This window comes from Synechococcus sp. RC10B2, from assembly GCF_047502635.1.
In genome coordinates this window covers 22431-47100 of record NZ_JANSHO010000060.1, presented here as the reverse complement: position 1 = coordinate 47100, position 24670 = coordinate 22431, and the positions used below count along the sequence as shown (strand labels likewise).

Here is a 24670-nt window from a genome sequence, read left to right as displayed (position 1 = left end):
GTCTTGGACGGGCAGGGCCCAAAGGTCTCTACTGCTGCCCCGGAAGCAAGCTTGAGCATTTGCTTACCGAGCTTTTGTTTGACACTCCCACCCAGGGGATTCTTACGCAGCCCAAAATGAACTCGTAAAGGCGCTGTCAAGACGCCCCCAGACAGTCTTTTGAGGCATAACCTCAAAGTTCTGCTTGCTTCGGATCTGTCTGGTTGCGCCGCTGTTGGTTGACACGCTTCTGGATCCCCCGCCCCCACACCCCCCGTATACGGGGGGATGGACCTACATACCTGCACAGCCAAGTTGCTGGACAGCCCAAACCGTGCATGGATTTCGCGGTCGCTCAGAGACTGAAGCTGAAGAGCGTTGGTTATCTTCTCTGGCGTGTTTTGGTTGACAGGCCTGGGCAAAGGCATCCAAAGTTGCATCCAGCTTTGTGGCTTGCGAGGCAGATACCTTGAGCTTGCAGAAGACAGTCAGGACTTGGGTCATGCAGGTTATATTAGGCGCTATCCCTCCCCACCGTATAGACGATGGGGAATCCCGCGCGTTTTCTTGAAATAGAACTGACCGCGCGGCCACTGTCGGTGGCGGAAGCAATGCGGGAAATCCGGGATCCTGTATCGGCCATGGCCCAGAAGCTGCCGATGCTTTTGGCCGTAGAGGTGCCCAGGGGAGATTCTACTGTCTCAGAGTCGGGGGATTTCTCCTGGGAAGCGATCAACACCGCCGCTTCCCCACCCTGCCGGGCTACCGCTGGAGTGGAAGGTTCCAGCGTGGGCTGAGAGGCTTCTGCTGGGCAGGTGAAAGATGACTGCGGCGGCCTCTTGCCAGGGGAGGTTTGTGGGGCCTTGCCTGTCCTGACGGCAGGGGGTACGGGAGGAGCCTTGCCGGCGATCTTTCCCCATAAAGCCTGGAGGAGTTGCCACATGGCTAAGTTGGCTCCTGAGCGAAAGGGCAGCGAGGGATGGTGCTATCCTGCCATGCTCTGACCTGAGAATCCACCCCCTCTGCAAGCCTTGCTAGAGCAAAGTCATAACGAGTATGATTAAGGAGCTTACCTAGGGAGAGAATTCACCATGGCGCAAATTCGCGAGATTCCCTTGGCCCAAATTCGTCGCCCCTTGCCGCGGCAGACGGATCCGGAGAAGGTGCGGGCACTGATGGCTTCCATCGAAGCAATCGGGCTGCAGGAGCCGATCGAGGTTTTGGAAGTGGAGGGAGAGTACTACGGGTTCTCGGGCTGCCACCGCTACGAGGCATTTGTCCGCTTGGGTAGGGAGCGGATTCCTTGCCGGGTGCGCAAGGCAACGCCTGCCGTCTTAAGACTCCACCTAGCCTAGAAGGGATCCCTCTCTCCCAACCTATTTTTTGTCGCTCGACTCTTCCCGGGGGATGTAGCCCCGTTCGTAGGCAAAGCGCACCAGTTGGGAGCGATTTTCCAGAGAGAGCTTGCTGAGAATGTTGGTCAAGTGGGTCTGCACGGTACGCGGACTGATGAACAGCTTCTCGCCAATTTGCTTGTTGGTGAGGCCGCGGATCACTTCCCGGAACACCCGCTCTTCGGCAGGGGTGAGGGGGAGATCTGCCAAGGTGGGACGGGGGGCAGCTTCAGCTTTGGCCTGGGTCTGCTGCTGGATTAGGCGCAGAATCTCCAACTGGGTGCGGCGGGCTCGTTCGATTTGCGCCTCGATCTTGGCCACCAGCTCCAGCGGCTCGAAGGGCTTGATGATGTAGTCGTCGGCTCCCCACTCGTAGCCCTGAACGCGGTCATCCAGCTCGCTGCGAGAGGAGAGGAAGATGAAAGGAACGAGTTCGCCGCCCCGCTGTTGGCGCAGTTGGCGGCAAAACTCGAAGCCATCCATTTCCGGCATCACCACATCCGATACCACCACATCCGGCTGCTCTTGGGCAAACAGGCGCAACCCTTCTACACCCGAAGCGCCTGTACAAACCCGATAGCCGTGCTGGGTGAGGTGGCGGCTCAGCACCTTTAAGGAGAGGGGATCGTCATCTACGACCAATACGCGCTTCATGATGACCGGGGAGAGGCTGTTGAGGAATGGTTGAGGCGTAACAGAGGGATGACTTGAGGGCAGTGTTCAACCCTTGCCGCAAGATTGAAGTTTAGACAGGGATACTGGCAGTCAACTATAGATAGATCCTTGCCCCATGATAGTTTCGGAAGCGGTCTGGCTGCCGGCTCAGGCGGACTGGGCCTAAGCTCCCATCCCGGAGTAGTGTTGCAAACCCTTGCGCCACAGCCAGCGGTTGACCAGCCAAAACAGAACCAGCCAGGCCAGGCCCATGGCAAAACCGCGCGGGATATCTTGCGGGATCCCCACCCAGAGGCTGGCGGGAAAATGCACCAAGTAGGGAAAGGGCGTCCAGGCCAAGGCCTGACGCACCGCCGGCGGAAACACCTCCAGAGGGGCGATCACCCCTGAGAGAAATAGGTACACCAAAAAGTGGAATTGCTCCAAGGCCGATATTCGCTCCACCCAAAAGGCCAGCAGCGCCAGGGTGTACTGCATGAGAAAGCGCAGGGCAAACGCCAACAAAATGGCCAGGGATCCCAGCGCCACTTGTTGCCAAGACGGGATCCAAAAAGCGCGGGGGTAGAGCAGGAAAAAGAGGGCAATCAAAGCCACGGTAAAGGGGAGGCGGGCCAGGCGTTCCATCAGGTGGCTGGCCACATGGTGCCAAGCGGGATCCAGAGGCTGCAACAGAAGGGGCGAGAGTCTTCCCTCCACCACCTCCCGCTCAAAGTCCCAGATTACCCAGATGATGCTGAACTGGCGCACCAGGAACACGGCCAGGAAATAGCGGATGAACTCTAGGGAAGACAGCGAGAAATCTCCTGAACGGGCCGCCTCGCTCCAGAGCCCCATCATGATCAAGGGCAGGGATCCGGCCAAGGCCCACAGGAGCAGCTCCGCCCGGTACTCCAGCATGTAGGCGTAGTAGGCGGCAAAGAGCGCGCTCAGCTTGCGAAAAAAGGCGTTCATTGAGGTTCTGAAGGGGCAAGGGGGTACAAGGTGGGCAACAGGCTGGCCAAATTGACCACCGCCCCCACCACGACAATGGCGGGCGGCGCCGCAGGCGAGGGCTGACCGGCCAGAGACTCCAAACGGAGCAGATGAATCTCTTGCTCCGGGGTGGTGCCCCAGCGGATCAAGGCGACTGGGGTAGCGGGATCTTTTCCTCCCGCTAACAATTCGGCAGCGATGTAGCCGAGGTTGTGCATGCCCATGTAGATCACCAAGGTTTCTACGGCCTCGGCTAGGGCACGCCAATTGACCTGGGGGCGGTATTTGCCTGCCGCCTCGTGGCCAGTAACAAAAGCAACCGAGGAGCTGAGGTCGCGATGGGTGAGGGGGATCCCGGCATAGGCGCTGGCGGCCATGCCCGCTGTAATTCCCGGCACCACCTCCACCGGGATCCCGGCCTGCACCAGGGCCAGCATCTCCTCTCCCCCCCGCCCAAACATGAAGGGATCCCCGCCCTTGAGGCGCACCACCACGGCTGCCGTCTGGGCTTTCTCGATCAGCAAGGCGGTGATCTGTTCCTGAGGAAGGGTGTGGGCGCCGCAGTGTTTGCCGGCGTAGATCCGCTCTGCTGTGGGCGGGATCAAATCCAAAATGGGGGATCCCACCAGGGCATCGTAGATGACCACGTCCGCATGGGCGAGCAGGGCCTTGCCCTTCACCGTCAGCAGTCCCGGATCCCCAGGTCCTGCCCCCACCAGATACACTTTGCCCATCTCGAGTCCCAATGGTTTTCCGGAGATATCTATTCTGCTGGAACAGGACAGTTTTGACCAACCAACTCTACTTCCAGGTCAGACAGGCCGTCTGCAGGGTCTCCTGAATGGCCTGCACCAGTTGGGGATCCCGCCAGAGGGGCGGCTCCACCGTGATCTGCAACAAGGGCCATTCTCGCTGCAGCCGCTGAGCCTGTTCCTGTAAAGCGCGCAGCAGACCGCCCGGAAAGAGAAAAAACGGCAGCACCCGCAGGCGATACTGGCCGAGGCGCAGGCAATGGATTACGGCCGCTTCCAGTGTGGGGGGCTGGGCGGCAAAAGCCACATGCAAGCGGATTCCGGGCAAGCGCTGTTCCAGAGCTTGGATCCCGGCCTGGAGCTGGGCGGCAAATCCCGGCAGGCGGCTGCCATGGCCAAACAGGATCCAGCCGTGGGTCAGTTCCCCCAACCGCTGCGCCGCTGCCACCCGCGCTGCCACCAGATCAAGCAGGGCTGGATGCTGGCCAATCGGCGGTGTCAACAGCAGCTTCAGGTGCGGCCAGCGAGCTTGAACCTGCTCCAGGGCAGCCGGCAAGTCCTCCTCCACATGGGATCCCCCGCCCATAAACAGCGACAGCAGCACCACCGGCCCCTCCAGGCGGGCTGTCAGGTGTCTGTGAATCTGCTCCGCCAGGCTCAGAGGCTGACCTTCCAACTGGGCCAGCTCCACCGGTTGAGGAGCCAGCCGCTGCCGCACCCGGGCCAGCAAATCCGCCGCCGCTTGCTGGTATTCGGGATCCCGGCTGCCGTGACAAACCAAAAACACCAGCGGGGCTGAGGACATGGCAGCAGTCAGGGATCCAGACGCAACTGTTCTATTTTGCTACTTGGAAAGGTTCCGGCAACGTCTCGCACCGCATCTGCGCGTATGATTTGATAAAGTACACACCTCCTTTTCAGACTCGTCGGCCCTTTCCCAGGATTTCATGTCATTTGAGAATCGTTCTACCACCCCCGAACTGTTGATCCATGTCTTGCGGGAGGGGTTGACCGAATCCATCCATCATTGCCAAGCGGTCGTGGCCGATAGCCGCGGGCGATCCCTGGCCATGGCCGGCAAGAGCACCACCCCTGTTTTTGCCCGTTCTGCGCTCAAACCCTTCCAAGCGCTGGCCATGCTCTCCACCGGCATCCGCGAGCGCTATCGCCTCAGCGAGAAAGACATCGCCATTATGTGCGCCTCCCATCAGGGCACCACGGCCCATGCGCGGCAGGTGTTCAGCATGCTCTGGCGGGCCGATCTGTCTCCCGATTTGCTGGTCTGCCCCACCCCACCCGGCAAGCCCAGCCCCCTCTGCCACAACTGCTCCGGCAAACATGCCGGCATGCTCCTGGCCAGCCGCGCTCAGAACTGGACTCTGCAGGACTACGCCCAGCGGCAACACCCCGTCCAGGCCCTGGTGCGGGCCAAGTTGGCCGACTTGTTGCAAATGCCCTCAGAAGAGTTTTTGTTTGCTCGTGACGACTGTGGCGTGCCCACCTACCAGCTACAACTCAACCACCTGGCTTCCCTATATGCCCAACTGACCGCCGGCGAGCGGCCGGACTTGGAGGCCATCGCCCGCGCCATGACCCACCACCCCGAAATGGTGGCTGGTGAGGGATGTTTCGACACCGAATTGATGCGGGCCACCCAGGGAGAGTTGGTCAGCAAGTCCGGCGCCGAAGGGATCCAGTGCATCGGGCGCGTCGGAGAGGGGATGGGCCTGGCCATCAAGGTACAAGACGGGGCCGCGCGGGCCAAATATGCCCTGGCCCTGCACCTGCTGCAGCGCATGGGCTGGATCCAACCGGCTGCCGCCGAGATGCTGGGGGAACGCTTCCTCGCCGTCGGCCCCTACACCCGCCTGGAGGTGGAAGGGGAGCTGCGCATGCCTTGAAGAGCCGGAGGTGGGAAGGCCTTGCACCCAAACTCTTGGTGATGCTAGTTTTCTGAAGAAAAGGCCCAAAAACTAATGATTGAAGCCCTCTTCAAGACTCTTGACGACGAGCTAGGCAAGCTATTTGCCCTGACTAAGAAAGCAAAGGAGACCGCAGGGAAAGCCCAAGTCGCTTGTAAAGGAGGGCAAGTTCCAGCCCTGAGCCGCCAGCTACAAGGCTGTAGCTCTGTCCTCAGCGAGGCTCTTTCCCAGGTGGAGACGGTAAGACAAGCCCTTGAACAAACCCAGCAGGTTTTGGAGAGAACTTCTCTTGAAGAACTTGCTAGCGAGGTAGGAGAACGAGTCGGCCAGCCTTGGCTGCCTACGGAAAGCCCCCATGTCTTTGTAGCTTTCCCCGCCTTGGTGCGCTTTTCCAGGGAGGGAGTGCGCATAGATCGCAAGCTTCTACGCTCTCAACGGCCCAGTGCCATTGCAGAGAAGATTCTCCGAGCAAGAATGACCAAAGGGAAAGAAACTAATCCAGAGGTAGTTCTTGAACGCATCTGGAAAGCGGCAAAAATTGCAGCGGGTTACTTGAGAAAGTCAAGCGCAGAGCTGCCTCGTTCTCTTCAAGTACCTGCTCGCGATGTCTTCGAGGTGCTCCACCTCAACAACCCAGACTACACCGAAGTGGAGTTTACGCGGCATCTTTACCTCTTGGATCGAAATGGCACCAACCATGTGGAGGGCTACCGCTTGATCTTCTCCGCGTCTACAGGCACGCGCTCGGGTCGCTACTACCGCATTCGAGACGAAGCTGGGGTGGAGCACGCCTACTATCTTTTGGAGTTTGAGAAGCTATGAGCGAAGAGGGCCAGGGTCGGCTAGAGCCTAATTTGTGGCTGCGCTGTCTGGAAGAAGACTACTTGCGTTCTTTTATCCCTGAAGGTGGTGCCACTGTCAAGCTGGCCGTTGTTCCGAAAGATTCCTACTCTTGGGTGCGGAAAGCGCTGCTGGAAAAGCTTAACCAGTATTCCTTTCATATTTTTGATTTGACAGAGGAGTGCTTAAAGCTGCATTCAGTCGAACAGCTTTGGTTTGCCCTTGCTCAGAGAGTAGATTGGGAGACTTTTGCCAAAGATCTGCGCTTCAACATTCTCCAAAAAATTGGATACCCTCCCAGGCTAGATCTGCAGGACTGCACTTTAGAGCAGTTGGCCGAATTCTATCAGATTGAAGCCCGTGAGATCAAACTAGAGTTTCAGCGGGAAATTAAGAGAGGTATTTTTCTGGATTACTCACTAGCCCTTGACTTTCGCAAAGCCATAGTCCGACTTGTCTACGAACCCCTTCAAAGCCCAGGCACTCTGGAAGGTCTATGCTCTGCAATTCAAGAGTGGCTTAAAGGTACGCTGAGCTCTATCAGCCGGGTGCGTGAAGCGGCTATTTTTCGAAAGATTGACAGGACAAATGCTCGAGAGATTCTACTTTCTTTCTTAAGACTATTTACACGACGATCCGGCTTAGTAGCAGTCCTTGTCAGCTTGCTTCACTACTACGAGCGGACCCCCAGTGGACGCCCTAACTTTACCAGTCGACAAATCCTTGAGCTCTACGAGACTTTGCGTGAGTTTATCGATGCGGAGAGTGAACTAGAAAAAACTGTGTTAATTTTCTTAGCTCCTCCAGAGTTTATTGAATCTGAGCGTCTGTCTTATCATAGATATCGAGCTTTGCAAACTCGAATTGAGAATGAGGTTTCTTCTCTTCAAAAGCCTAATCCATGCACAGCTATGGTGCAGCTTCTATGAATGTAGCGATTGCAGCTAGGCGGGCCATTGAAGCCCTACGAAATGGCGTTCCTAACCGGTTCGCAGTTGCAGAACTTGGCTCTTGGCAGTCTCAGATTGAGGAGCGTTTTCAAGAGCTGTGCAAGGGTGCTAGTTCAGGCCCTGCAGGAATGCTGATAAAGGGGGATTTTGGGACAGGCAAGTCCCATCTTCTACTAACCCTGCAGGAGCGAGCAAGGAAGAATAATTTTGCCACCTCCCTAGTTGTCGTCTCCAAAGAGTTGCCCCTCGGTAACCCCAATCGCCTGATTCCCCGCCTCCTTGCCCAGGTCGAGCTCCCTGACATGGTTGAGCGTGGGATCCAAGGCATGGCAGCCCGGCTACAGTACTCCTCGCCTTCTTTCCAGAAGTTCCAGCTTTGGGTTAACCAGTGGCAGTTTGGGTCAGGCTGGTGGCCGGCCACCTTGGCTCTGTACCAAAGGTTAGGAGGCGATGACGAGAAGCTAGACGCCATTGTCCGCTTTTGGGCTGGTGAGCCCACTCTGAAGTCCTCAGAGGTAAGGCGAAGCCTACGGGATCACGGCTTGGCAGGTGCTTATCCCATTGGCAAGCTACCCCCTGCAGAAAGCCTACACTGGCAGCGCCTGGCCTTCTGTGCCCAGCTATGTCGGGCCATAGGGTTTGGGGGCTTGGTGGTTTTGGTGGATGAGATTGAGCTTATTGCCCAGTACAGTCTTCTTCAGCGGGTCAAGTCGTACCGCGTTCTTGGGCACTTGTTTGGTACAACAACCCTGCCTGAAGAAATAAAGAAAGCTCCGCTGGTTTTCGTAGGAGCAGTAACCCGCGATTTCGAGAGGGTCATTCTACAAGAAAAAGGAGATTGGGAGAAAGCACCTAAGATAGCTCTCCAGAAGCATATGTCTGAGGAAGTCGTAAAGGCCGGCATGGAGGCTATTAGCCAAGCTACCCCTCTCCGTTCCTGCTTAGAAGCCCGCGAGGCCATTCAATCCATGTGGCATAGGGTAGCGGATCTCTACCAGAAAGCTTATCCCGATTGGGTACGCCCATCGCCGCCACAGCTTCCTGAGCTCTACAGCACAACCACTGTGCGGTCAATTATTCGCCGCTGGATTACGGAGTGGGATGTGCGTCGGTATTACAGCCCCGATACAGAAATTGTGATTGTAGAAGATGAGGCGATCAAGTCTACCCCAACTGAGGAGCTTCCAGAGTTGGAAGAGGACGAAGAATAAGCCCAGTCAATCCCTAACTAGCTTTGAGAGGCCTCAGCGCTGGAAAGGGTTTTGGAAAGGATTCGGGCTGGAGCTTTGCCTTCTGTTGCGGTACTTGGGGTTGATGGTCAGGGTGCCAGCTCCCAGGCCTCGCTGCGCCAAAAACTCCAGGTTGCGGTGGCGCATGGTGGTGTCGTAGTCAGTTTTAACGCGATCTTCTAGAATAGCCACCTGCTGCAGCGCACTTAGCAAAATGGAAGCTGCCTGTTCGGACGTGTAGCCATTCTGGGAGGCATAGCGCACGGCAAACTCGTCGGCTGCCACCTGGGCCTTCTGGCCTTTCTCTGCTTTGCGCAAAAGAAACACCGCCGACGCCGCCAAGCCGGCTGCCAAGCCCACGCCCAGGTTATCCCCCATCTGCAACTCCACCAAAATGCCCATGCTGCCGGCCCCGATCAGCGCGGGATACAGCAACAGGGCCGACCAGTTATCCCCCAAGGCCAGCTCGGTGGCCATCACCGCTTCCCGCAAAAAGTAGATCTTTTGTTGGTCAGGGCTCAGCTTCTGCCAGCGGCTGAGGTCAATGGCGAAGCGGGTGTACTTCTGCCAGGGGAAGCGCCAGAGCGGCTGCACAACCCGAGATTGGTCAGGGGTGCCGATCTCGATCTGCACCTCGGGGCGGATCTCCACCGGGAGAAACTGGATCAGGCGATCGAACTCAGAGATAGTGTACATACTGGCACGGCAGAGTCGCGGCTGGAGATGGAGATCATCCCCATAGTAAGGGATCCTAGCTTTTTCTGCAGACTGGTTCCAAGAGAGGCTGTGGCGATGGGATGGCGAGAGCCGGGATCGCTCTGCACCAATCCTTATCATCAACCAGGGATCCCCCCGACTTTGTATCGGCTCTCTATCGGTAATTGACAAATTGGAGCGCCACCGGGTAATCCTGCTGCTTGAGCATTTGAATGACCGCCTGCAGCTCATCTTTGTCTTTGCCGGAAACCCGCACCAGATCCCCTTGAATGGAGGGCTGCACTTTTTTGAAGTTGTCGCGGATTTGTTTGGCAATCTGCTTGGCCAGCGCCGCATCGATGCCCTTTTTCAGCCGAACCACCTGGCGCACCCGGTTGCCGCCGGCACTCTCCGGAGGTTGAAAGTCGAAGATCTTTAGGGAGAGGCCCCGCTTGGCCGCCTTGGTGAGGAGGAGATCGCGAATGGAGTTGAGAGCCATCTCGCTGGCGGTGGTGATGGTCAGGGATCCCTCCTCCAGCTCGATTTCTGTCTGAGTATCCTTGAGGTCATAGCGCTGTTTGATCTCCCGCCGGGCTTGATCCACGGCATTCACCAGTTCCTGCCGGTCGAAGTCGCTGACGATATCGAATGAGTAGGTAGAGGCCATAAACTGTATCTTCGCTACCGCTCCGTATCTTAAGCCCTCAGGCCAAGCAGGGATCCCCAACCCCCAAAGAAGCTACAACAGGTAAAGGGATCCCAGTCCAGATTTGCGGAGAAGCAGGATGGCCGATGTTGTTTTAATTACAGGCGCTTCCGAAGGCATCGGCAGGGCCACGGCCTTTACCTTTGCCCGTGGCGGCTACCGCTTGGCGCTGGCTGCCCGTACCGCCGAAACCCTGAGACAAACCGCCATCGAGCTGGAGCAAAGCCTAAACGCCGAGGTCTTGGCCGTTCCCACCGATGTCACGCAGCCAGAACAGGTGCAAAACCTGGTGGAGAGAACCCTAGAACGCTATGGCCGCATCGATTGCCTGATCAACAACGCCGGCATCTGCCTGAAGGGCCCTTTTTTGCAAACCACCCTGGAACACTGGCAGGCGCTGATGGCGGTCAATTTTTGGGGCTACCTGTACACCATCCGGGCCGTGCTCCCCGATATGCTGAAGCGCAAAAAAGGTCAGATCATCAACGTGGGATCGGTCGGCGGCAAGATGCCCCTGCCCCAAATGAGCGCCTATTGTGCCAGCAAGTACGCGGTCAGTGGGCTGACGGAGGCGCTGCGGCTGGAACTGCAACCCCACGGGATCCAGGTGATCGGCGTCCATCCGGGCATTGTCAGCAGCAATTTTCTCAAGCGAGCCATTTTTTTGGATGAGGGGGGGCCGGAGTCCTCTCCCGATGGCCAATCGCAAGCCTCAGGTGGGAAAGCCCGCGAGCAAATGCAACAGGCGCTGGAGAGTTTTTGGGCCAGCCGGCCAGAAGAAGTGGCCGCAGCCATTTGGGACGCCGCTCGCCAGTCCAAGTCGGAGGTGGTGGTGGGCATGGCCCAATGGGCAGTAGGAGCCTATGCCCTTTTCCCAGAGCTGGTGGGCCCGCTGCTGCAAAGGGCCGCTGGCCGACCTTGAGATTTGGCAGGTCATCTTAGGCGATTCTGCAGCTCTGCCAATTCTGGAGTCGAGCTTCTATTCTATAGTATGGTGCTAAGGTTAGATTCGGGCAGTTGCAGCGGAAGGGATTATGGTTGATTCTGCGCCTTCTCCTCCGAGTGCTCAGCAGCACATCTTGGTCGTGGAGGATCGAGATGGCCGCCGCAGCCAGGTGCTGACCTCTGCGAAATACTTCATTGGTCGCGACCTGGCCAACGACATCTGCCTTAACTCCCAGTACGCCTCCCGCTACCACGCCATGCTGCTGCGCGTTCCTGCTGAGAAGGAGGGAGAGTACTACTACCGCATTCTCGATGGCGATCTGGAGGGTAGGCCCAGCACCAACGGCCTGCTGATCAACGGCCAGAAAATTTCTACCCACCAACTTAAGTCGGGGGATGTCATCAGCTTTGGTCCGGACGCCAAGGCCACCTACATCGTCAAGACCTCCTAGTTCGAGCTGGGTTGGCCTCCCTCTGGAAAGCGCAATTGCTGTCGAATTAGCAGCAGCAAGGCCAGCACCAGCGCCACTTCTGAGAGCAAGGTGGCCGAAGCCGCCCCTCGCCAACCCCACCTCGGGATCCAAACCGCATTCAAAAGCCCGTTGAGCCCCAGAGCCAGCAGTTGCAGGCGGCTGCGGGGCTTTTGCAACCCTGACCCGGTGAGCAGGTGAGACAGCAGCAGGTGGATCCCCTCCAGCAAGATCACCGGGCTAAGCCAGCGCAGGATGAGGGCCGTCTCTTGGTAAGCCGACCCCAGCACCCAAGGGATCCCGTAAGAGCCCAATGCCACCCCCAAGGCGGCCAAACTGCCGTAGCCCGCCACCCAAGGGGAAAGGTGCCAGGCGTAGCGGCAGCCCTGCGGCAGGCTTTTCTGTCCTTGGCGGCACAGCTCGGCAAAGTGGCTGGTGAGCAGAGCGATCATCGGCGTTTGCGAAAAGTTGATCACCCGGTAGGCAGCGCTGTAGAGCCCCCCCGCTGCTGCCGAGGCCAGGCGGGGCAAAAGCAGCTTGTCCAGGTCGGTGAAGGTTTTGGCCGCCGCCAGCCCCACGGCAAAGTCCCAGCCCGCCACCAGCCGTTCCCCCAGATCTCTCCAGGCCAGGGGGGGAGAAGGCTTGCTCCACCGTCCCATCCCCCGCGCCATCAGCAGCAGCACCGCCAGCACCATCAGCCCGTAGAGAATGGCCCATTGGGTTAGGGATCCCCAGCCCAAGGCCACCGCCAGCAGCACAGCCCCCAATCGCCCCAGCGCCATGCCGGTGTCGATGAGGGCCACGCCGGCAACTTGCTCTTGCCCAATCAGGATCCCTCGGTACACCTCAGGAATGGCGATAAACAGCAGGTCGCTGGCCAGCAGGATCCCTACCAGCAGGGGAGAAGTCTCCGCCAGCCAGAGGCTCAGGAGGGGCGCCAACAGCAGCGCCATCCCGCCGCAGCCCAGTCCGGCCAGCCACAGGCTGGGACTGATCTCCGGGGCAGCCGCGGCAGATCTCCGGTTGCTTAGGCGCTGGATCAGCAATTCCGATTGGCCCCAGTAGCCAAAGGGGGCAGCTAGGTTGCTGCAGGCCAAAATCGCGGAGAACACTCCAAAAGCTTCCGGCCCCAACAGCCGCGCCAGCAGGATGAAATAGGCCCCGGACAACCCCAGGCGCAGGCCATTGCCCACCATCAGCCAGGCAGCCTGGCGCAGCCGTTGTCGTTGCCCTGCCCTATCCACGCGGCCCTCCTGGACGAAGCTTGCCGCAGCCGGGGATACTGGAGGGAGGCCGAGACGGCCCGCCCAGACGTGTGACGTTGTGCGCTGGGTGGATGAGTTGCAACTTTTGCAGCAATTCTTCATGGCCAAACTTTACCCTGTTGGCGGCCCCGCCTCATCGGCGGGACGGGATCCGAAGACCCTGTTTTCTCTCCACTCCAGGCCCCCCGACCCGCGCCGCGTCCTTCCCCCGCCGCCCAGGAGCCCTCGCTGGCTGGGATCCCCGCCAGCCAAAGCGGTGGGCCAGGGCTACCGAGCTGTTGTCTTGCTCCTGCTGGCCAGCGTGTTGCTGTTTGGAGGGCTGGGATCCCGCCTGGCCTACCTGCAACTGGTGCGCACCCAGTATTACCGCCAGTTGGCCGATACCAACCGCATTCGTCTCTTGCCCCAGCCGCCGGAACGGGGGCGCATTGTGGATCGCAACGGCGTGTTGTTGGCGGGCAGCCAGCTCTCCCACTCGGTCTTCCTGTGGCCGCTGGTGCAATCGCGGCAGGGCTGGCAGGAGACGATCCCCAAGCTGGCCCGGTCCTTGAACATGGCTCCCGAAGAGATTGCCCAAAAACTGGAGCAGGCGGGCTATCGCTCCCCGTTTCCGGTGCGCATCCTGCGCAACGCCAGCCCCCAGGTGGTCACTCAACTGGAAGAGATGAGCCGCGAGCTGCCGGGGGTGATGGTGGAGGCAGAGACGGTGCGGTTTTATCCCCATGGCGACCTGGCCGCCCACCTGCTGGGCTATACCGGCGAGATCTCGCAGGAACAACTGCGGGCCGATCCCAGCTATCGCCTGGGGGATATCGTCGGCCTGATGGGCGTGGAGGAATTGTTCGAGAGCCATCTGCGCGGCCAATGGGGCGGGCGCCAGGTGGAGGTAGACGCCATGGGAGAAGTGCTGCGGGTGCTGGGAGAGCAAGCGCCTCGACCGGGCAACACCCTGCAGCTGACTTTGGATGTACGCCTGCAGCAGGCAGCGGAGCAGGCCCTGGGCCAGCAGAAAGGAGCAGTGGTCGCCATGGATCCCCGCGACGGCTCGATCCTGGCCATGGCCAGCTATCCCACCTTTGATCCCAACCTCTTTTCCAGCCGCATCACCCAAGCCCAGTGGGAGAGCCTGCAACAGCGGGACTTCCCCTTCCTCAACCGCGCCCTGCGGCCCTATCCCCCCGCCAGCACCTACAAAATCATCACCACCGCCGCCGGGATCGAGTCGGGAGCCTTTCCCCCGGATACGGTGCTGCAGACCGGCCCCTACATCCAGGTGGGCGGGTGGAGGTTCTGGGACTGGAACCGGGCCGGTTTCGGGCGGCTGAACTACCGCCAGGCGATGGCCTACAGCAGCGACACCTTCTTCTACCAAATTGCCCTGGGCACCAAGGCCGCCCCCCTGCAAGAATGGTCGCGCCGCTTCGGGCTGGGGCAATTGACCGGGATCGGCCTCAAAGGGGAAGCTGCTGGGCTGGTGCCCGACGCCGAGTGGAAACAGCGCCACTGGCGCGAGCCCTGGTACGTGGGCGATACGGTCAACATGTCCATCGGCCAGGGATTTATCACCGCCACGCCGCTGCAGATGGCGGTGGTAACAGCAGCGGTGGCCAACGGCGGCTGGCGGGTTCGCCCCTTGCTCTCGCAGCAGGTGATCCCGGAAAGCCCCGTGCCCCTGCGGCAGAAGGTGGGTCTTTCCCCCGCCACGCTGGAGATCCTGCAGCAGGGGTTGCGGGATGTGGTGGTCTACGGCACCGGCGGCAACGCCAACCTGGGGCCGGGCTTTCCCCCCACCGCCGGCAAAACCGGCACCGCCGAGGATCCGCCGCGGCGCTCCCACGCCTGGTTTGTCGGCTATGCCCCCTACGACCGGCCCGAATTGGTAGTCGTGGTCTTTCTGGAAAACAGTGGCGGCGGGGGTGGATCCCGGGCCGCCCCGATCTTCCGCGAGGTGATGCGGGCCTACTTCCAACGTGACTCGTGAGGCCCTGGGCGCGACTTGCCCCGGCATTCGAGGGGAGTGGATATTAGGATTATCGGTTGATCTCTCTTTGTTCCCAAAAAATTCCACTCAGCCCCCCTAAAATCCCTTCTCCAACCGGCTTCTGCCCTAACTTGGCTGTAGAATATGTCAGTGATTTGGAGCCAAACTGCCACAATCCTGCCATTCGCGCCAGCGGCGCCTTGGCGCAGTGCAGGGCAAGCCCCGCTCCTAAAAACTGAGAACACTCTGGGCCGTGGTTGCTTCGCAGCACCTCGCAAGTACGCGGCCAGAGTCTGTTTTAACCCTATTGCCTAACTCACGAGGAGATCAGGATGAACAAGGCAGAGCTTGTGGATGCCGTCGCTCATCGCGCCAACGTAACCAAAAAAGAAGCTGAAGCTGTCCTGACGGCGGCGCTGGAGATCATTGTCGAAGAGGTCGCATCCCGCGATGAAAACGGTGAACCCAAAGGAAAGGTGACCCTGGTGGGCTTCGGCTCCTTTGAGGCCCGCAAGCGCAAACAACGAGAAGGTCGCAACCCGAAGACCAACGAGAAGATGGTGATCCCAGCCAGCATTGTCCCGACTTTCACTGCAGGCAAAACTTTCCGCGATGCGGTGGCAGGTGGCCACAAGTCTTCGGGAGTTTGACGGGATCCCAGCCGTTCGCGCTCCTCAGGCGGAGTTCTCTCAGCGAACCTGGGCTTTGGGATGGACAGGCGTGCAACGGCCTCAGCATGGTGGCAATCGCGCTTGGGGGGCAGCCATTGCCGGCTGCCCTGCCGAGGCTATTTTGGATTTTTCGGCCAGCCTCAACCCCCTGGGTCCGCCGCAGTCGGTTTTGCAAGCTCTGGCTCGGGCCCTGTCGGCGTCGGATCCAGTTGCGATTAGCCGCTATCCGGATCCCGACTACCGCGAGCTGCGGGCCTGTTTGGCGCAGCGCTGGGCGGTCGATCCGGAGTGGATCTTCGTGGGCAACGGGGCGGCGGAATTGCTCACCTGGGCGGCCCGCGATGCCCAGGGACGGGAGGTTTGGCTGCCCCGGCCGGCTTTTGGGGACTATGAGCGGGCCCTGCGGGCGGCGGGTGTAACCCTCAGGGGTTTGGATCTTTTGCCCTCTCAGGGATCCCCCCCCTTGGCCTTGCTGCAGAAAGAGATCCGGGCGGACAAGACAGGCCGGGTGCTCTGGCTAAACAATCCTCACAACCCGACGGGCCGGCTTTTCCTCCGGCAAGACATCTTGCCCCTTCTGCCCCAGTTCGAGCAGGTGGTGGTGGATGAGGCTTTTATGGACTTTTTGCCAGGAGACGCCCCGCAGGAGCTGCCCCCTCTGGACGCCAGCTCAGAGGTGGGAGAGCTGCCCCGCAGCCAGACTTTGATCCCTCACCTGGAGGCCCACCCCAACACCATCGTCATCCGTTCGCTGACCAAGTTCTTTACCTTGCCCGGCTTGCGCATCGGCTTTGCTGTGGGGCATCCGGATCACTGGCGGCGCTGGCGGCAGTGGCGGGATCCCTGGAGCGTCAACGGATTGGCGGCGGTGGCGGCGGCGGCGGCTCTGGCAGATGAAGACTTTCGCCGGCGCACCCTGGCCTGGCTGCCTACGGCGCGGGAGCATTTGCTGAGAGGTCTACAGGGGCTACCCGGCTGGGATCCCTGGCCCGGCCAAGCCAACTTTGTGCTGGTGCGCTGCCCTGGCTCCGCTACGCAGATTCAAGAAAAGCTGTTGCGGCAGCACCGCATCCTGGTGCGGGATTGCCTGAGCTTTCCAGAGCTGGGGGATCGCTATCTGCGCATTGGCCTAAGAACCCTGCCGGAGCAGGAGCAGTTGCTATCGGCCTGTCGAGAGATCTTGGAAAATAGCTAGAGAGCTTCTTTCTGGCGAGAGGGATTATGGTTGAGGTGGTGACTCCCCTTTGGCGGGAGTGCGAGGCCTCTATCGTGAAGGGGGTGGCCCACCACAGCGATCTGGAACTGCTGCGAGCCTTTCAACGGCAGCCGCAGGCGGCGCGCTACTTCATCGCCCTGTTTTGCCGCTACTGCGCCTGGGTGGATGGGATCCTGGCCGAGCATCTGCCCCCGGAGCAGCGGGCTGCTTGGCGAGAGGAGGTTTGGCTGCGCCTGTATGCGCGCCTTCAGCATCTCGATGTCCGCACGCTCCAGAGCGAGGGGGGCGGGGATCCGGTGCTGGCACCCTGGCTGGCGGCGCAAATCCGCGAGCTGATCTGGCCTTTTGCGGGGCGGTCTGACGGCGCTGCTGAGGGTGAGGCTGCCCCTCCTCAAACTGCGAGCGCTGGTGCAGCGAAGCCCCCTCTTTCGCCGGCATTGGCCTGTTACCTGAGCGCGGCTCTGGACAACTTGCCGGGAGATATGCGCTTTATTCTGCTGCTACGGGATCGGTTTGGTTGGTCGCCGGAGCGCATCGCTGCCCAGCTCAAAGCTGACAGGTACTACCTCGCCCCAGAGGAGGTGGATGCCATTGTTGCCTCCGCTCGCCAGCTCCTGCTTCAGCATCTGCCGGCAGATGTGCGCGCCCTCTATCTTGCGGCCAATCCCTAGAAGAAGGCCTTCGGCTTGTGGCATGGTAGTGATGGCTTGCCTTTGTCCCTGGGGTTGGCTCTGTGGTTAAGCGGTTCTCGGGTTCAGCACCGGATCGGTTCTGCTGGCTTCCTAGCTCTTAGTCTAGCGAGGGTGAGTTGCCTATGAGTTTTTCTCCACTTCCCTCAGATGCTACTCGACCCCTACCGAGGGCCCCGCAAGCCCAGCCGACTCCTCAACTGACGCTTCAGGAAGCGCTGAGCTGCTTGCATCTGGATGAGCTCAAGGAATTGGAGCGATTTCGCCTCTGGCAACGTTTGCAGCGCAGGCCATCTGTCCCCTTGCCGTGGGCAGATCCCCTTGGAAGCGATATCCCCGTGGAGCGCTCTTCACCTGTGCTGATGCAAGAAGTCGTGGAAGACTTGGAGGAGGAAGAAACGCCACGGCCGGCGGGGGTGCTCTCCCCTCTTTGGGTCTTGCTGGTGTGGGCCCTCTCCTGCGCGGGGATCGGCTTTGGGGTGCGCTGGCTGATCTGGCCGGAAGAGCTGTCGCTTCCCCAAACCGCTGTCCTGGCCCACAAGACGGAAAAAGGGATCCCTGCCCAGGTGGATTTGGCCCGGTTGCCCTTGCTTCCCCTGGAGCCGCTGCCAGGACAGGTAGGGGAAGAGTTCTATTCAGGTGGGCTGGATCCCAGTCAGTTGGCGCTAGGGTTGGCCAACACTCCCAATCTGGAGGAGCTGCGGGTCGATCCCCTTCAGGATGTCGCCAACTTGTTGGACAGCCTACAAACCAACTTGGCCGCGGCTGCACAGAAACCTGCTCCTTCCCGCCCGAAAACAGTGGAGAAAGTGGCAGCCAGCCTGGAGCGCCCCTCTCAGCCCAAAGTGGCCACTGTTTCAGAATCTTTGCTCACGGTGCCCCTGCACAGCAACGATCTCGATTCCTTGGGGCCTAACCGCGGCGAAGGAACTTTTTTGGTGCTGACCACCTACTCCGGAGAGGAAAGCTTGGCGCGAGCTCGGCAAGTTGCCAATGACGCTTTTGTAAGAGATGTGAACGGCCAGAAGTTCGTGCAGTTGGCAGCATTTGAACAACTGGAATATGCCCGCTACCACGCTGAAACTTTGAAGAACAAGGGCTTCAACGTCACCATTGCCGAGCAGTAGCTTTGGCCAGCGGTCGGCAGGATACCCGAAGGTTAGTTACAGCCATTCATTGACAAGTAGCAGTGGAGCAGTGAGATGCCTAGTCCCCCTCTCCCAAAGGGAGAGGGTCTGGGGGTGAGGGCCTTTGGCAGAGCGGAACGGTCGGCAGCCCCCTCCAAACCGATGCAATCCCCTCCCCCTTCCCTTTTTCGCAACCTGACCTAGCTTTTGTAATAGGCAGTGCCTTTATTGACAAAGTCCAACGTGTAGGCGGCTTGGTAGTTAATGGTTGGCTCAAAGACACCCGCCACTGTCATGCTCTCGAAGAAGCTTTGCCAACGCTCGTGGGTCATGGCGCCAATGCCCTTTTCCAGGGCATCGCCAGACAAAATGATGCCGTACTCCTTCAGCTTCTCAAAGCTGTAGGCCAACTGCTCATCAGTCATCTCCGGGTTATCCTGCTTGATGAGGCGGTAGGCGGGGCGGGGATCCTCCAAAAAGCTGTACCAGCCCTTGATAGAAGCATCCACAAACCGCTGCACCAAGTCAGGCTTGCTTTCCACCAGTTGGCGCCGCGTCTCGATGGTGGTGGCATAGGGGTTGTAGCCGTAGTCGGCCAGGAGGAAGACCACTGGCTTAAAGCCTCCTTGTTTTTCAATGGCAAAAGGCTCAGAGGTGAGGTACCCCTGCTGGGCGGAGCTGGGATCGGCCAAGAAGGGGCCAGGGTTGAAGTTGTAGGGGCGGGTTTGGTCGTCAGTAAAGCCGTACTTGGCTTTCAGGAAGGGCCAGTAGGTGGTAAAGGCCCCCTTGGATACGAAAATGGGTCGGCCCTTGAGCTCCTCCAGGCGCTTGGTGCCGGGATGGGCCAGGAGAACCTGCGGGTCTTTTTGGAAAATAGCCGCCACGCAGATAAGCGGGATCCCTTCCCGCACAGCATTGATGACCCCTGCGCTTCCCCCCATGGCAAAGTCGGCGGCTCGGCCAGCCAAAATCTGGGTGATGTTGACGCCAGGGCCACCCATTTTGATGGTGACGTCTAGCCCATACTCGCGGTAAATGCCTGTGGCCACCGCCTGATAAAAGCCGCCATGCTCGGCCTGGGCATACCAGTTGGTAGCATAGGAAACTCGCTCGAGCTTGGATCTCTGGGCCACTATCAGAGTGGGGGAAGCCCGTCGTTGAGCCTGAGCCCCTGCTGCGGCCAGCCAACTGCCTCCAAGAGCGGCAGCTCCTGCTTTGAGCAGCTGACGACGGCTGAAGGTGCCGCCCTTGGGTCTAGAGGATCCAACCGAGGCCATAGGTAACTAAAGCGAAAGATGACGCAAGCATTATACATCCCGGAGGAGACCCTGTGTGCCTGGCTACAAGAAGATCTCGGCCACGGCGATCTCACCAGCGAGCTGACCCTGCCCCCCAGCGTTGAGGGGGAGGCGGTGATCCTGGCCAAGGAGCCAGGGATCCTAGCTGGCCTGGAAATTGCCAGGCGGGTTTTCCGGCTGGTGGATCCCCAGCTAGCGTTCGCCTCCCAGGTAGAGGAGGGAGCCTCTGTTGTCGCTGGCCAGGAGGTAGTCCAGATCAAGGGATCCCTGCGGGGCATTCTGGCGGCAGAACGGCTGGCGCTGAACCTTCTCCAAAGGCTTTCCGGCATTGCCACCCTCACCCGCACCTACGTAGAGGCGCTGCGGGGAACCTCAACCCAGCTTCTGGACACCCGCAAAACTACCCCCGGCTTGCGCGCCCTGGAGAAATACGCCGTGCGGGTAGGGGGCGGCAAAAACCACCGCTTTGGCCTCTTCGATGGCATCTTGATTAAGGAAAACCACATTCGCGGTGCCGGCGGCATCTTGGCAGCCGTCCAGCGGGCCAAAGCAGGTGCCCCCCACCACCTCAAGGTCGAGGTTGAGGTGCGCAACCTCCAGGAGCTGGAGGAGGCTTTGGCGGCAGGCGCCGATCTCATCCTTCTCGATAACTTCCCCTTGGAGCAGATCCGGGCTGCCGTTCAACGGGTAGGGGGGAAAGTTCCCCTAGAAGCCAGCGGCAACATGAACCTAGAGCGCGCCCGGAAAGCGGCGGAGGCAGGCGTTGACTACATCAGTGTGGGGGCCCTGACTCACTCGGCCAAGGCCCTGGATCTCTCCTTGCTCGTGGTGCGGCCCTGAGGTTTGCCCCAGGGAGCGCTGTTTCTAATGCTAGGCTAGGTAACGATCCCGCCTAAAGCAGGAAGGCCAGTTGCTGCCTGCTGGCAACTTCTCCTTAGCCCCGCACCAGTCCAGCTCTGCACCCGTGGCCGGCCCAGCCAAAACAGAAGGTTCACCATGACCCAAGAAACCCTTGTCCAGGAAATTGCTCGACTCAAGCAGGAAAGGCAGGCCGTTATCCTAGCCCACTCCTACCAACTCCCTGAGGTGCAAGAGGTGGCGGACTTTGTGGGAGACTCCCTGGGCCTGGCCCGTGAGGCGCAGAAGACGAACGCCCAGGTCATCGTCTTTGCGGGCGTCCACTTCATGGCCGAAACGGCAGCCATCCTCAACCCGGAAAAGACGGTGCTGCTGCCGGATCTGGAGGCTGGCTGCTCCCTAGCTGACAGCATCCGCCCGGAGGATGTGCAGCGCTGGAAAGAGGCCAACCCAGAAGGCCTGGTGGTTGCCTACGTCAACACCGCTGCCGAGATCAAGGCCCTAGCCGATGTCTGCGTAACCAGCGCCAACGCGGTTCAAGTGGTGGCTAGCCTGCCGCCGGATCGCCCCATCTTTTTTGTGCCGGATATGTTCCTGGGGGCCTATGTAGCCCAGGCAACGGGGAGGGAGCTGGATCTATTCCCCGGCGAGTGCCACGTCCATGTCGGCATCCGGGAGGAGCACCTCAAGGCAATGGCAGAGAGGCACCCGGAGGCGGAGTTCCTCATCCACCCCGAGTGCAGTTGCGGCTCCAGTTGTCTATTTCTCAAGCCGGACGCCAAGCTCCTTTCTACCGAGGGGATGGTGCGTTATGCCAAAACTTCGGCCAGCCGCGAGTTTGTGGTCGCCACCGAGGTGGGCATTCTCCACCGGCTGCAAAAAGAGGCCCCCAACAAGAGGTTTATCCCTGTCAAAGCAGACGCCGTCTGCGAGTACATGAAAAAAATTACCCTGGAAAAGGTCTACCGCTCCCTGCTGGAGATGCGCCACGTAATCCAAGTGCCAGAGGCGGTGGCCGAAAAAGCCCGCAAGTCCCTCCTGGCCATGCTGTCGGTGCCGGCGGGAGCCTAGAAGCGCCCTGGTCGAGGGGCGGTTTTGTCCAGTGGTGTCCACGCCTTTCTCAGCGGAAACAGACCTCCTGATCCTGGGAGCAGGGGTGGCAGGGGTCTATGCAGCCCTGTGGGCGGAAGCGGAGGGGGCCAGAGCCCTGGTGGTGAGCAAGGATCCCCTCCCCTCGGGATCCACTCCTTGGGCGCAGGGGGGGGTGGCTTTTCCGCTGGATGCGGCGGATGTGGAGGCCCACCTCCAGGACACCCTGCAGGCAGGCCGGGGCCTGGTGGAGACCGAAGTGGCCCGCTCCATTCTGTGGGAAGCGCCCTTTCACCTAGAGAAGCTTTTGTCCTGGGGGCTCCCCTTCCACCCTGAGCCAGTGCGGGAAGGGGGCCATTCGCGGGCGCGGGTACGCCATCTGGGAGGGGATCGGAGTGGGCTATGGCTTCTCAGAGGCCTGCTGGCTCGCCTGAGCAAGCCGCCTTTGGAGGGCTACACAGCCCTCAGCCTTTTGATGGCAGGGGAGAGAGTGGGAGGAGCCCTGCTCCTCGGGCCGGAGGGCTTTCTTCAGGTGAGGGCGGGGGCGGTTCTCCTGGCTACAGGCGGGTTTGGCAGCCTCTTCCCCCTCTCTACGGCGCCGCCGGGAGCTAGCGGCGATGGCATGGCCTTGGCCTGGCGGGCAGGGGCCATCCTAAGGGATCTGGAGTTTGTGCAGTTTCACCCCACCGTCCTGCCCAATGGAGCCCTGGTCAGTGAAGCTGCCCGAGGGGCAGGGGCCGTGCTCCTCAATGCCTGGGGGGAGCGCTTTATGCCTCGTTATGCGGAGCTGGAAGAGCTGGCGCCGCGGGATGTGGTGGCCCAGGCGGTGTTCTGGGAGCGGCAGCGGACGGGGGGAGTTTACCTTGACCTCCGGGCTGTGCCCCATCTGGAAGAGCGCTTTCCCACCGTGGTTGCCTCTGCCCGCGCTTTGAGGCTGGATCCCGGCAAGGATCCCCTACCGGTTGCTCCTGCTGCTCACTACGTCATGGGGGGGGTGCGAACGGATGCTTTTGGCCGCACTGGCCTGCCGGGCCTCTATGCTGCCGGGGAGGTGGCCTCCACAGGGTTGCACGGGGCAAACCGTTTGGCTTCCAACAGCCTTTTGGAAGGGCTGGTCATGGGCAAGCGAGCTGCTCTGGCTGCCCTGCGGGACCTCCAGGAGCCCCCCCTTCAGGTGCAGGCTCTACCTGTGCTGACAGCGCCGCCCTCTCTACTTCCCCAGCTCAGGCAGCAAGCAGAAGAAGCCCTGGGGGTGGTGCGGGAGGGAGAGCGGCTGCGGGCTTTTCTGGCTTTTGCGGAAGCCCTGCCCCTGGAGGAGAAGCCGTGGGCCAGTCGGGAAGAGGTCGAGGCCGGGAGTTTGCTGTTGCTGGCTCGCTGGGTAGCCCAGGGGGCTTTGCTGCGGGAGGAAAGCCGGGGATGCCATTTCCGCAGGGATTTCCCCCAAGAAAGGGAGCCTTTCCACACCGAAGTGTGGGGCTCTACGTTTAAGCAAGCGCCGCTGGATCTGGCGGCTGCCCCAGGGCGGGGCCCTGCCTAGGCGTTCCAGGCGTGGTGGAAAACCCCCGGCCTGTCGATGCGCTCAAAGGTGTGGGCGCCGAAGAAATCCCGCTGGGCCTGGGTGAGGTTCTGGGGCAGCTCGGCGGTGCGGTAGCTGTCGTAGTAGGCCAGGGAGGCGCTGATGGCCGGGATCGGGATCCCCAAGGCTGCTGCAGTGGCCACCACTCGCCGCCAGGATCCCTGCCGTTCCTGGATGGCCCGCTTAAACTCCTCATCCAAAAGGAGGTTGACTAGCTCCGGATCCCTTTGGTAGGCCGACTGGATTTTGCCCAGGAGGCGGGCGCGGATGATACAGCCCCCCTTCCAAATGCGAGGGATCTCGCTGAAGGTGTACACATAGCCGTGGGCAACGGTGGCTTGCCTGAGCAGGGCCATCCCCTGGGCATAGGAGCAGATCTTGGAACAGTAGAGGGCGGCGCGCAGATCCTGAAGGAAGCTGTCGGGATCCCCTTCCAAGGTTGTTCCTGGCCCTGGCAACTGCTGGGAGGCGGCCACCCGTTCCTCTTTCATCGACGAGAGGATGCGAGCCTGCACTGCCGCCTCAATGGTGGGCACCGGCACCCCAAGATCCAGGGCGTCCTTGACCGTCCACAGGCCCGTGCCCTTCTGCCCCGCCTTGTCCAAAATGAGATCCACCAGCGGCTTGCCCGTCTCCGGATCCAGCGTCCCCAAGATCTTGGCGGTAATCTCAATCAAAAACGACTCCAGCTCCGTCTCGTTCCAGGCCTGGAAGATCTCCTGCATCTGGGGGGCTGACAGCTTCAGCCCCCTGCGCATGAGGTCGTAGACCTCGGCAATCAGTTGCATGTCGCCGTACTCGATGCCGTTGTGCACCATCTTGACGTAGTGCCCACCCCCTTTAGGCCCCAGGTAGGTGACGCAGGGGCCATCGGGCACTTGAGCGGCAATTTTGGTGAGGATGGGCTCCAGTTGCCGATAGGCTTCCAAGCTGCCGCCGGGCATGAGGCTGGGGCCGTTGAGGGCACCTTCTTCCCCGCCGCTCACCCCCATGCCGACAAAGTGGATCCCGCTGGCTTCTAGGACCTCGGCGCGCCGGTCGGTGTCGCTGTAGAGGGAGTTGCCGCCATCGATGAGGATGTCGCCTGGCTCCAGCAGGGGCTTAAGCTCGTCGATGATGGCATCCACCGGCGGGCCTGCCTTAACCATGATCAAGATTTTGCGGGGCCGCTCCATCAGTTGCACCAATTCCGGCAAGCTGTAGGCGGGGGTAATCTGCTTGCCTTGGGCCCTCCCTTGGATAAACTGCTCGGTTTTGGCGCGAGTTCGGTTGTAGACGACAACCGGAAAGCCATTGCGCTCGACGTTGAGGGCCAGGTTTTCCCCCATTACCGCTAGGCCAATGACCGCGAAGCTGGGCTTGCTCATGGT

Annotated in this window: 25 protein-coding genes and 2 pseudogenes; 17 read left to right on the top strand and 10 right to left on the bottom strand. The window is 60.4% G+C overall.

What is annotated here, in order from left to right:
• Positions 1 to 266: 266 nt before the first annotated feature.
• Positions 267 to 483: pseudogene (locus tag NW855_RS08475) on the bottom strand (RNA-guided endonuclease TnpB family protein); the annotation flags it as partial.
• A 41-nt stretch (positions 484 to 524) separates the two neighbouring features.
• On the opposite strand from NW855_RS08475, the gene NW855_RS08470 reads away from it, so the two are divergent.
• Both NW855_RS08470 and NW855_RS08465 read left to right on the top strand, forming a co-directional pair.
• Positions 525 to 776, top strand: a complete 252-nt coding sequence (locus NW855_RS08470) for a hypothetical protein (RefSeq protein ID WP_143597298.1) — start codon at positions 525 to 527, stop codon at positions 774 to 776.
• 294 nt (positions 777 to 1070) lie between these two features.
• Positions 1071 to 1334 (top strand): sulfiredoxin, encoded by a 264-nt coding sequence (locus tag NW855_RS08465; RefSeq protein WP_011429811.1) that lies wholly within the window; start codon positions 1071 to 1073, stop codon positions 1332 to 1334.
• A gap of 21 nt (positions 1335 to 1355) precedes the next feature.
• On the opposite strand, the gene NW855_RS08460 is transcribed toward NW855_RS08465, so the two are convergent.
• From NW855_RS08460 to NW855_RS08445, 4 genes are all read right to left on the bottom strand, one after another.
• Positions 1356 to 2027 carry a response regulator transcription factor gene (locus NW855_RS08460; protein ID WP_011429812.1) on the bottom strand — a complete coding sequence of 224 codons (672 nt, stop codon included), beginning with the start codon at positions 2025 to 2027 and terminating at the stop codon, positions 1356 to 1358.
• 183 nt (positions 2028 to 2210) lie between these two features.
• Positions 2211 to 2999, bottom strand: a complete 789-nt coding sequence (locus tag NW855_RS08455) for an ABC transporter permease (protein ID WP_011429813.1) — start codon at positions 2997 to 2999, stop codon at positions 2211 to 2213.
• Positions 2996 to 3754, bottom strand: coding sequence for a uroporphyrinogen-III C-methyltransferase (gene cobA / locus NW855_RS08450; protein ID WP_099812301.1), 759 nt, complete (start codon positions 3752 to 3754; stop codon positions 2996 to 2998). Before cobA ends, NW855_RS08455 begins: the two co-directional genes overlap by 4 nt.
• Positions 3755 to 3821: 67 nt before the next feature.
• Positions 3822 to 4577: a sirohydrochlorin chelatase gene (locus tag NW855_RS08445; RefSeq protein WP_041438185.1), complete on the bottom strand. Its 756-nt coding sequence runs from the start codon at positions 4575 to 4577 to the stop codon at positions 3822 to 3824.
• Between the two features lie 142 nt (positions 4578 to 4719).
• Here NW855_RS08445 and NW855_RS08440 point away from each other — a divergent pair, with 142 nt between their 5' ends.
• The 5 genes and pseudogenes from NW855_RS08440 to NW855_RS08420 all read left to right on the top strand — a co-directional run bounded on the left by NW855_RS08440 (position 4720) and on the right by NW855_RS08420 (position 8695).
• Positions 4720 to 5673 (top strand): asparaginase, encoded by a 954-nt coding sequence (locus tag NW855_RS08440; protein ID WP_011429816.1) that lies wholly within the window; start codon positions 4720 to 4722, stop codon positions 5671 to 5673.
• Between the two features lie 573 nt (positions 5674 to 6246).
• Positions 6247 to 6516 carry a hypothetical protein gene (locus NW855_RS08435; RefSeq protein WP_238376915.1) on the top strand — a complete coding sequence of 90 codons (270 nt, stop codon included), beginning with the start codon at positions 6247 to 6249 and terminating at the stop codon, positions 6514 to 6516.
• Entirely contained in the window at positions 6513 to 7463 is a 951-nt protein-coding gene (locus NW855_RS08430) for a hypothetical protein (protein ID WP_414402381.1), read from the top strand. The genes NW855_RS08435 and NW855_RS08430 overlap by 4 nt, the downstream gene beginning before the upstream one ends.
• Positions 7436 to 7723 (top strand): annotated as a pseudogene (locus NW855_RS08425) (BREX system ATP-binding domain-containing protein); the annotation flags it as partial. The gene NW855_RS08430 and the pseudogene NW855_RS08425, both read left to right, overlap by 28 nt.
• Before the next feature lie 87 nt (positions 7724 to 7810).
• Entirely contained in the window at positions 7811 to 8695 is an 885-nt protein-coding gene (locus tag NW855_RS08420; protein ID WP_414402396.1) for a hypothetical protein, read from the top strand.
• Positions 8696 to 8728: 33 nt separating this feature from the next.
• Here the strand turns inward: NW855_RS08420 and NW855_RS08415 are convergent, their stop codons facing one another.
• Together NW855_RS08415 and NW855_RS08410 are read right to left on the bottom strand one after the other, a co-directional pair.
• Positions 8729 to 9409: a DUF3318 domain-containing protein gene (locus NW855_RS08415; RefSeq protein ID WP_414402382.1), complete on the bottom strand. Its 681-nt coding sequence runs from the start codon at positions 9407 to 9409 to the stop codon at positions 8729 to 8731.
• A gap of 175 nt (positions 9410 to 9584) precedes the next feature.
• The gene (locus NW855_RS08410; protein WP_099884135.1) at positions 9585 to 10076 is read right to left on the bottom strand and encodes a YajQ family cyclic di-GMP-binding protein; all 492 of its coding nucleotides are present in this window, start codon (positions 10074 to 10076) and stop codon (positions 9585 to 9587) included.
• Between the two features lie 118 nt (positions 10077 to 10194).
• On the opposite strand from NW855_RS08410, the gene NW855_RS08405 reads away from it, so the two are divergent.
• A complete protein-coding gene (locus NW855_RS08405) occupies positions 10195 to 11037 on the top strand; it encodes an SDR family oxidoreductase (RefSeq protein ID WP_011429821.1) in 843 nt (280 codons plus the stop codon).
• A gap of 112 nt (positions 11038 to 11149) precedes the next feature.
• Entirely contained in the window at positions 11150 to 11512 is a 363-nt protein-coding gene (locus NW855_RS08400) for an FHA domain-containing protein (protein WP_011429822.1), read from the top strand.
• On the opposite strand, the gene NW855_RS08395 is transcribed toward NW855_RS08400, so the two are convergent.
• Positions 11509 to 12774, bottom strand: a complete 1266-nt coding sequence (locus tag NW855_RS08395) for a lipopolysaccharide biosynthesis protein (protein ID WP_240530488.1) — start codon at positions 12772 to 12774, stop codon at positions 11509 to 11511. The genes NW855_RS08400 and NW855_RS08395 overlap by 4 nt on opposite strands.
• Before the next feature lie 121 nt (positions 12775 to 12895).
• Here NW855_RS08395 and mrdA point away from each other — a divergent pair, with 121 nt between their 5' ends.
• The 5 genes from mrdA to NW855_RS08370 all read left to right on the top strand — a co-directional run bounded on the left by mrdA (position 12896) and on the right by NW855_RS08370 (position 18479).
• Positions 12896 to 14776 carry a penicillin-binding protein 2 gene (gene mrdA, locus NW855_RS08390; protein WP_414401344.1) on the top strand — a complete coding sequence of 627 codons (1881 nt, stop codon included), beginning with the start codon at positions 12896 to 12898 and terminating at the stop codon, positions 14774 to 14776.
• A 332-nt stretch (positions 14777 to 15108) separates the two neighbouring features.
• A complete protein-coding gene (locus NW855_RS08385; RefSeq protein ID WP_011429825.1) occupies positions 15109 to 15426 on the top strand; it encodes an HU family DNA-binding protein in 318 nt (105 codons plus the stop codon).
• On the top strand, positions 15401 to 16642 hold the full coding sequence (locus tag NW855_RS08380) for a threonine-phosphate decarboxylase (RefSeq protein WP_346426044.1): 1242 nt from the start codon (positions 15401 to 15403) through the stop codon (positions 16640 to 16642). Before NW855_RS08385 ends, NW855_RS08380 begins: the two co-directional genes overlap by 26 nt.
• A gap of 26 nt (positions 16643 to 16668) precedes the next feature.
• Entirely contained in the window at positions 16669 to 17334 is a 666-nt protein-coding gene (locus tag NW855_RS08375) for a hypothetical protein (protein WP_011429827.1), read from the top strand.
• A 380-nt stretch (positions 17335 to 17714) separates the two neighbouring features.
• Complete coding sequence (locus tag NW855_RS08370; protein ID WP_240527877.1) at positions 17715 to 18479, top strand: hypothetical protein; 765 nt, start codon at positions 17715 to 17717, stop codon at positions 18477 to 18479.
• Positions 18480 to 18679: 200 nt separating this feature from the next.
• Here the strand turns inward: NW855_RS08370 and NW855_RS08365 are convergent, their stop codons facing one another.
• Positions 18680 to 19756 carry an ABC transporter substrate-binding protein gene (locus tag NW855_RS08365; protein WP_414402383.1) on the bottom strand — a complete coding sequence of 359 codons (1077 nt, stop codon included), beginning with the start codon at positions 19754 to 19756 and terminating at the stop codon, positions 18680 to 18682.
• Positions 19757 to 19774: 18 nt separating this feature from the next.
• Between NW855_RS08365 and nadC the strand changes: the two genes are divergently transcribed.
• From nadC to NW855_RS08350, 3 genes are all read left to right on the top strand, one after another.
• Positions 19775 to 20617, top strand: coding sequence for a carboxylating nicotinate-nucleotide diphosphorylase (nadC, locus tag NW855_RS08360; RefSeq protein WP_011429830.1), 843 nt, complete (start codon positions 19775 to 19777; stop codon positions 20615 to 20617).
• 156 nt (positions 20618 to 20773) lie between these two features.
• Entirely contained in the window at positions 20774 to 21706 is a 933-nt protein-coding gene (gene nadA / locus NW855_RS08355) for a quinolinate synthase NadA (protein WP_414402384.1), read from the top strand.
• A gap of 31 nt (positions 21707 to 21737) precedes the next feature.
• The gene (locus NW855_RS08350) at positions 21738 to 23261 is read left to right on the top strand and encodes an L-aspartate oxidase (protein WP_414402385.1); all 1524 of its coding nucleotides are present in this window, start codon (positions 21738 to 21740) and stop codon (positions 23259 to 23261) included.
• On the opposite strand, the gene gndA is transcribed toward NW855_RS08350, so the two are convergent.
• Positions 23258 to 24667, bottom strand: coding sequence for an NADP-dependent phosphogluconate dehydrogenase (gene gndA, locus NW855_RS08345; protein WP_414402386.1), 1410 nt, complete (start codon positions 24665 to 24667; stop codon positions 23258 to 23260). The two genes, NW855_RS08350 and gndA, sit on opposite strands and share 4 nt — an antisense overlap.
• Positions 24668 to 24670 lie beyond the last annotated feature (3 nt).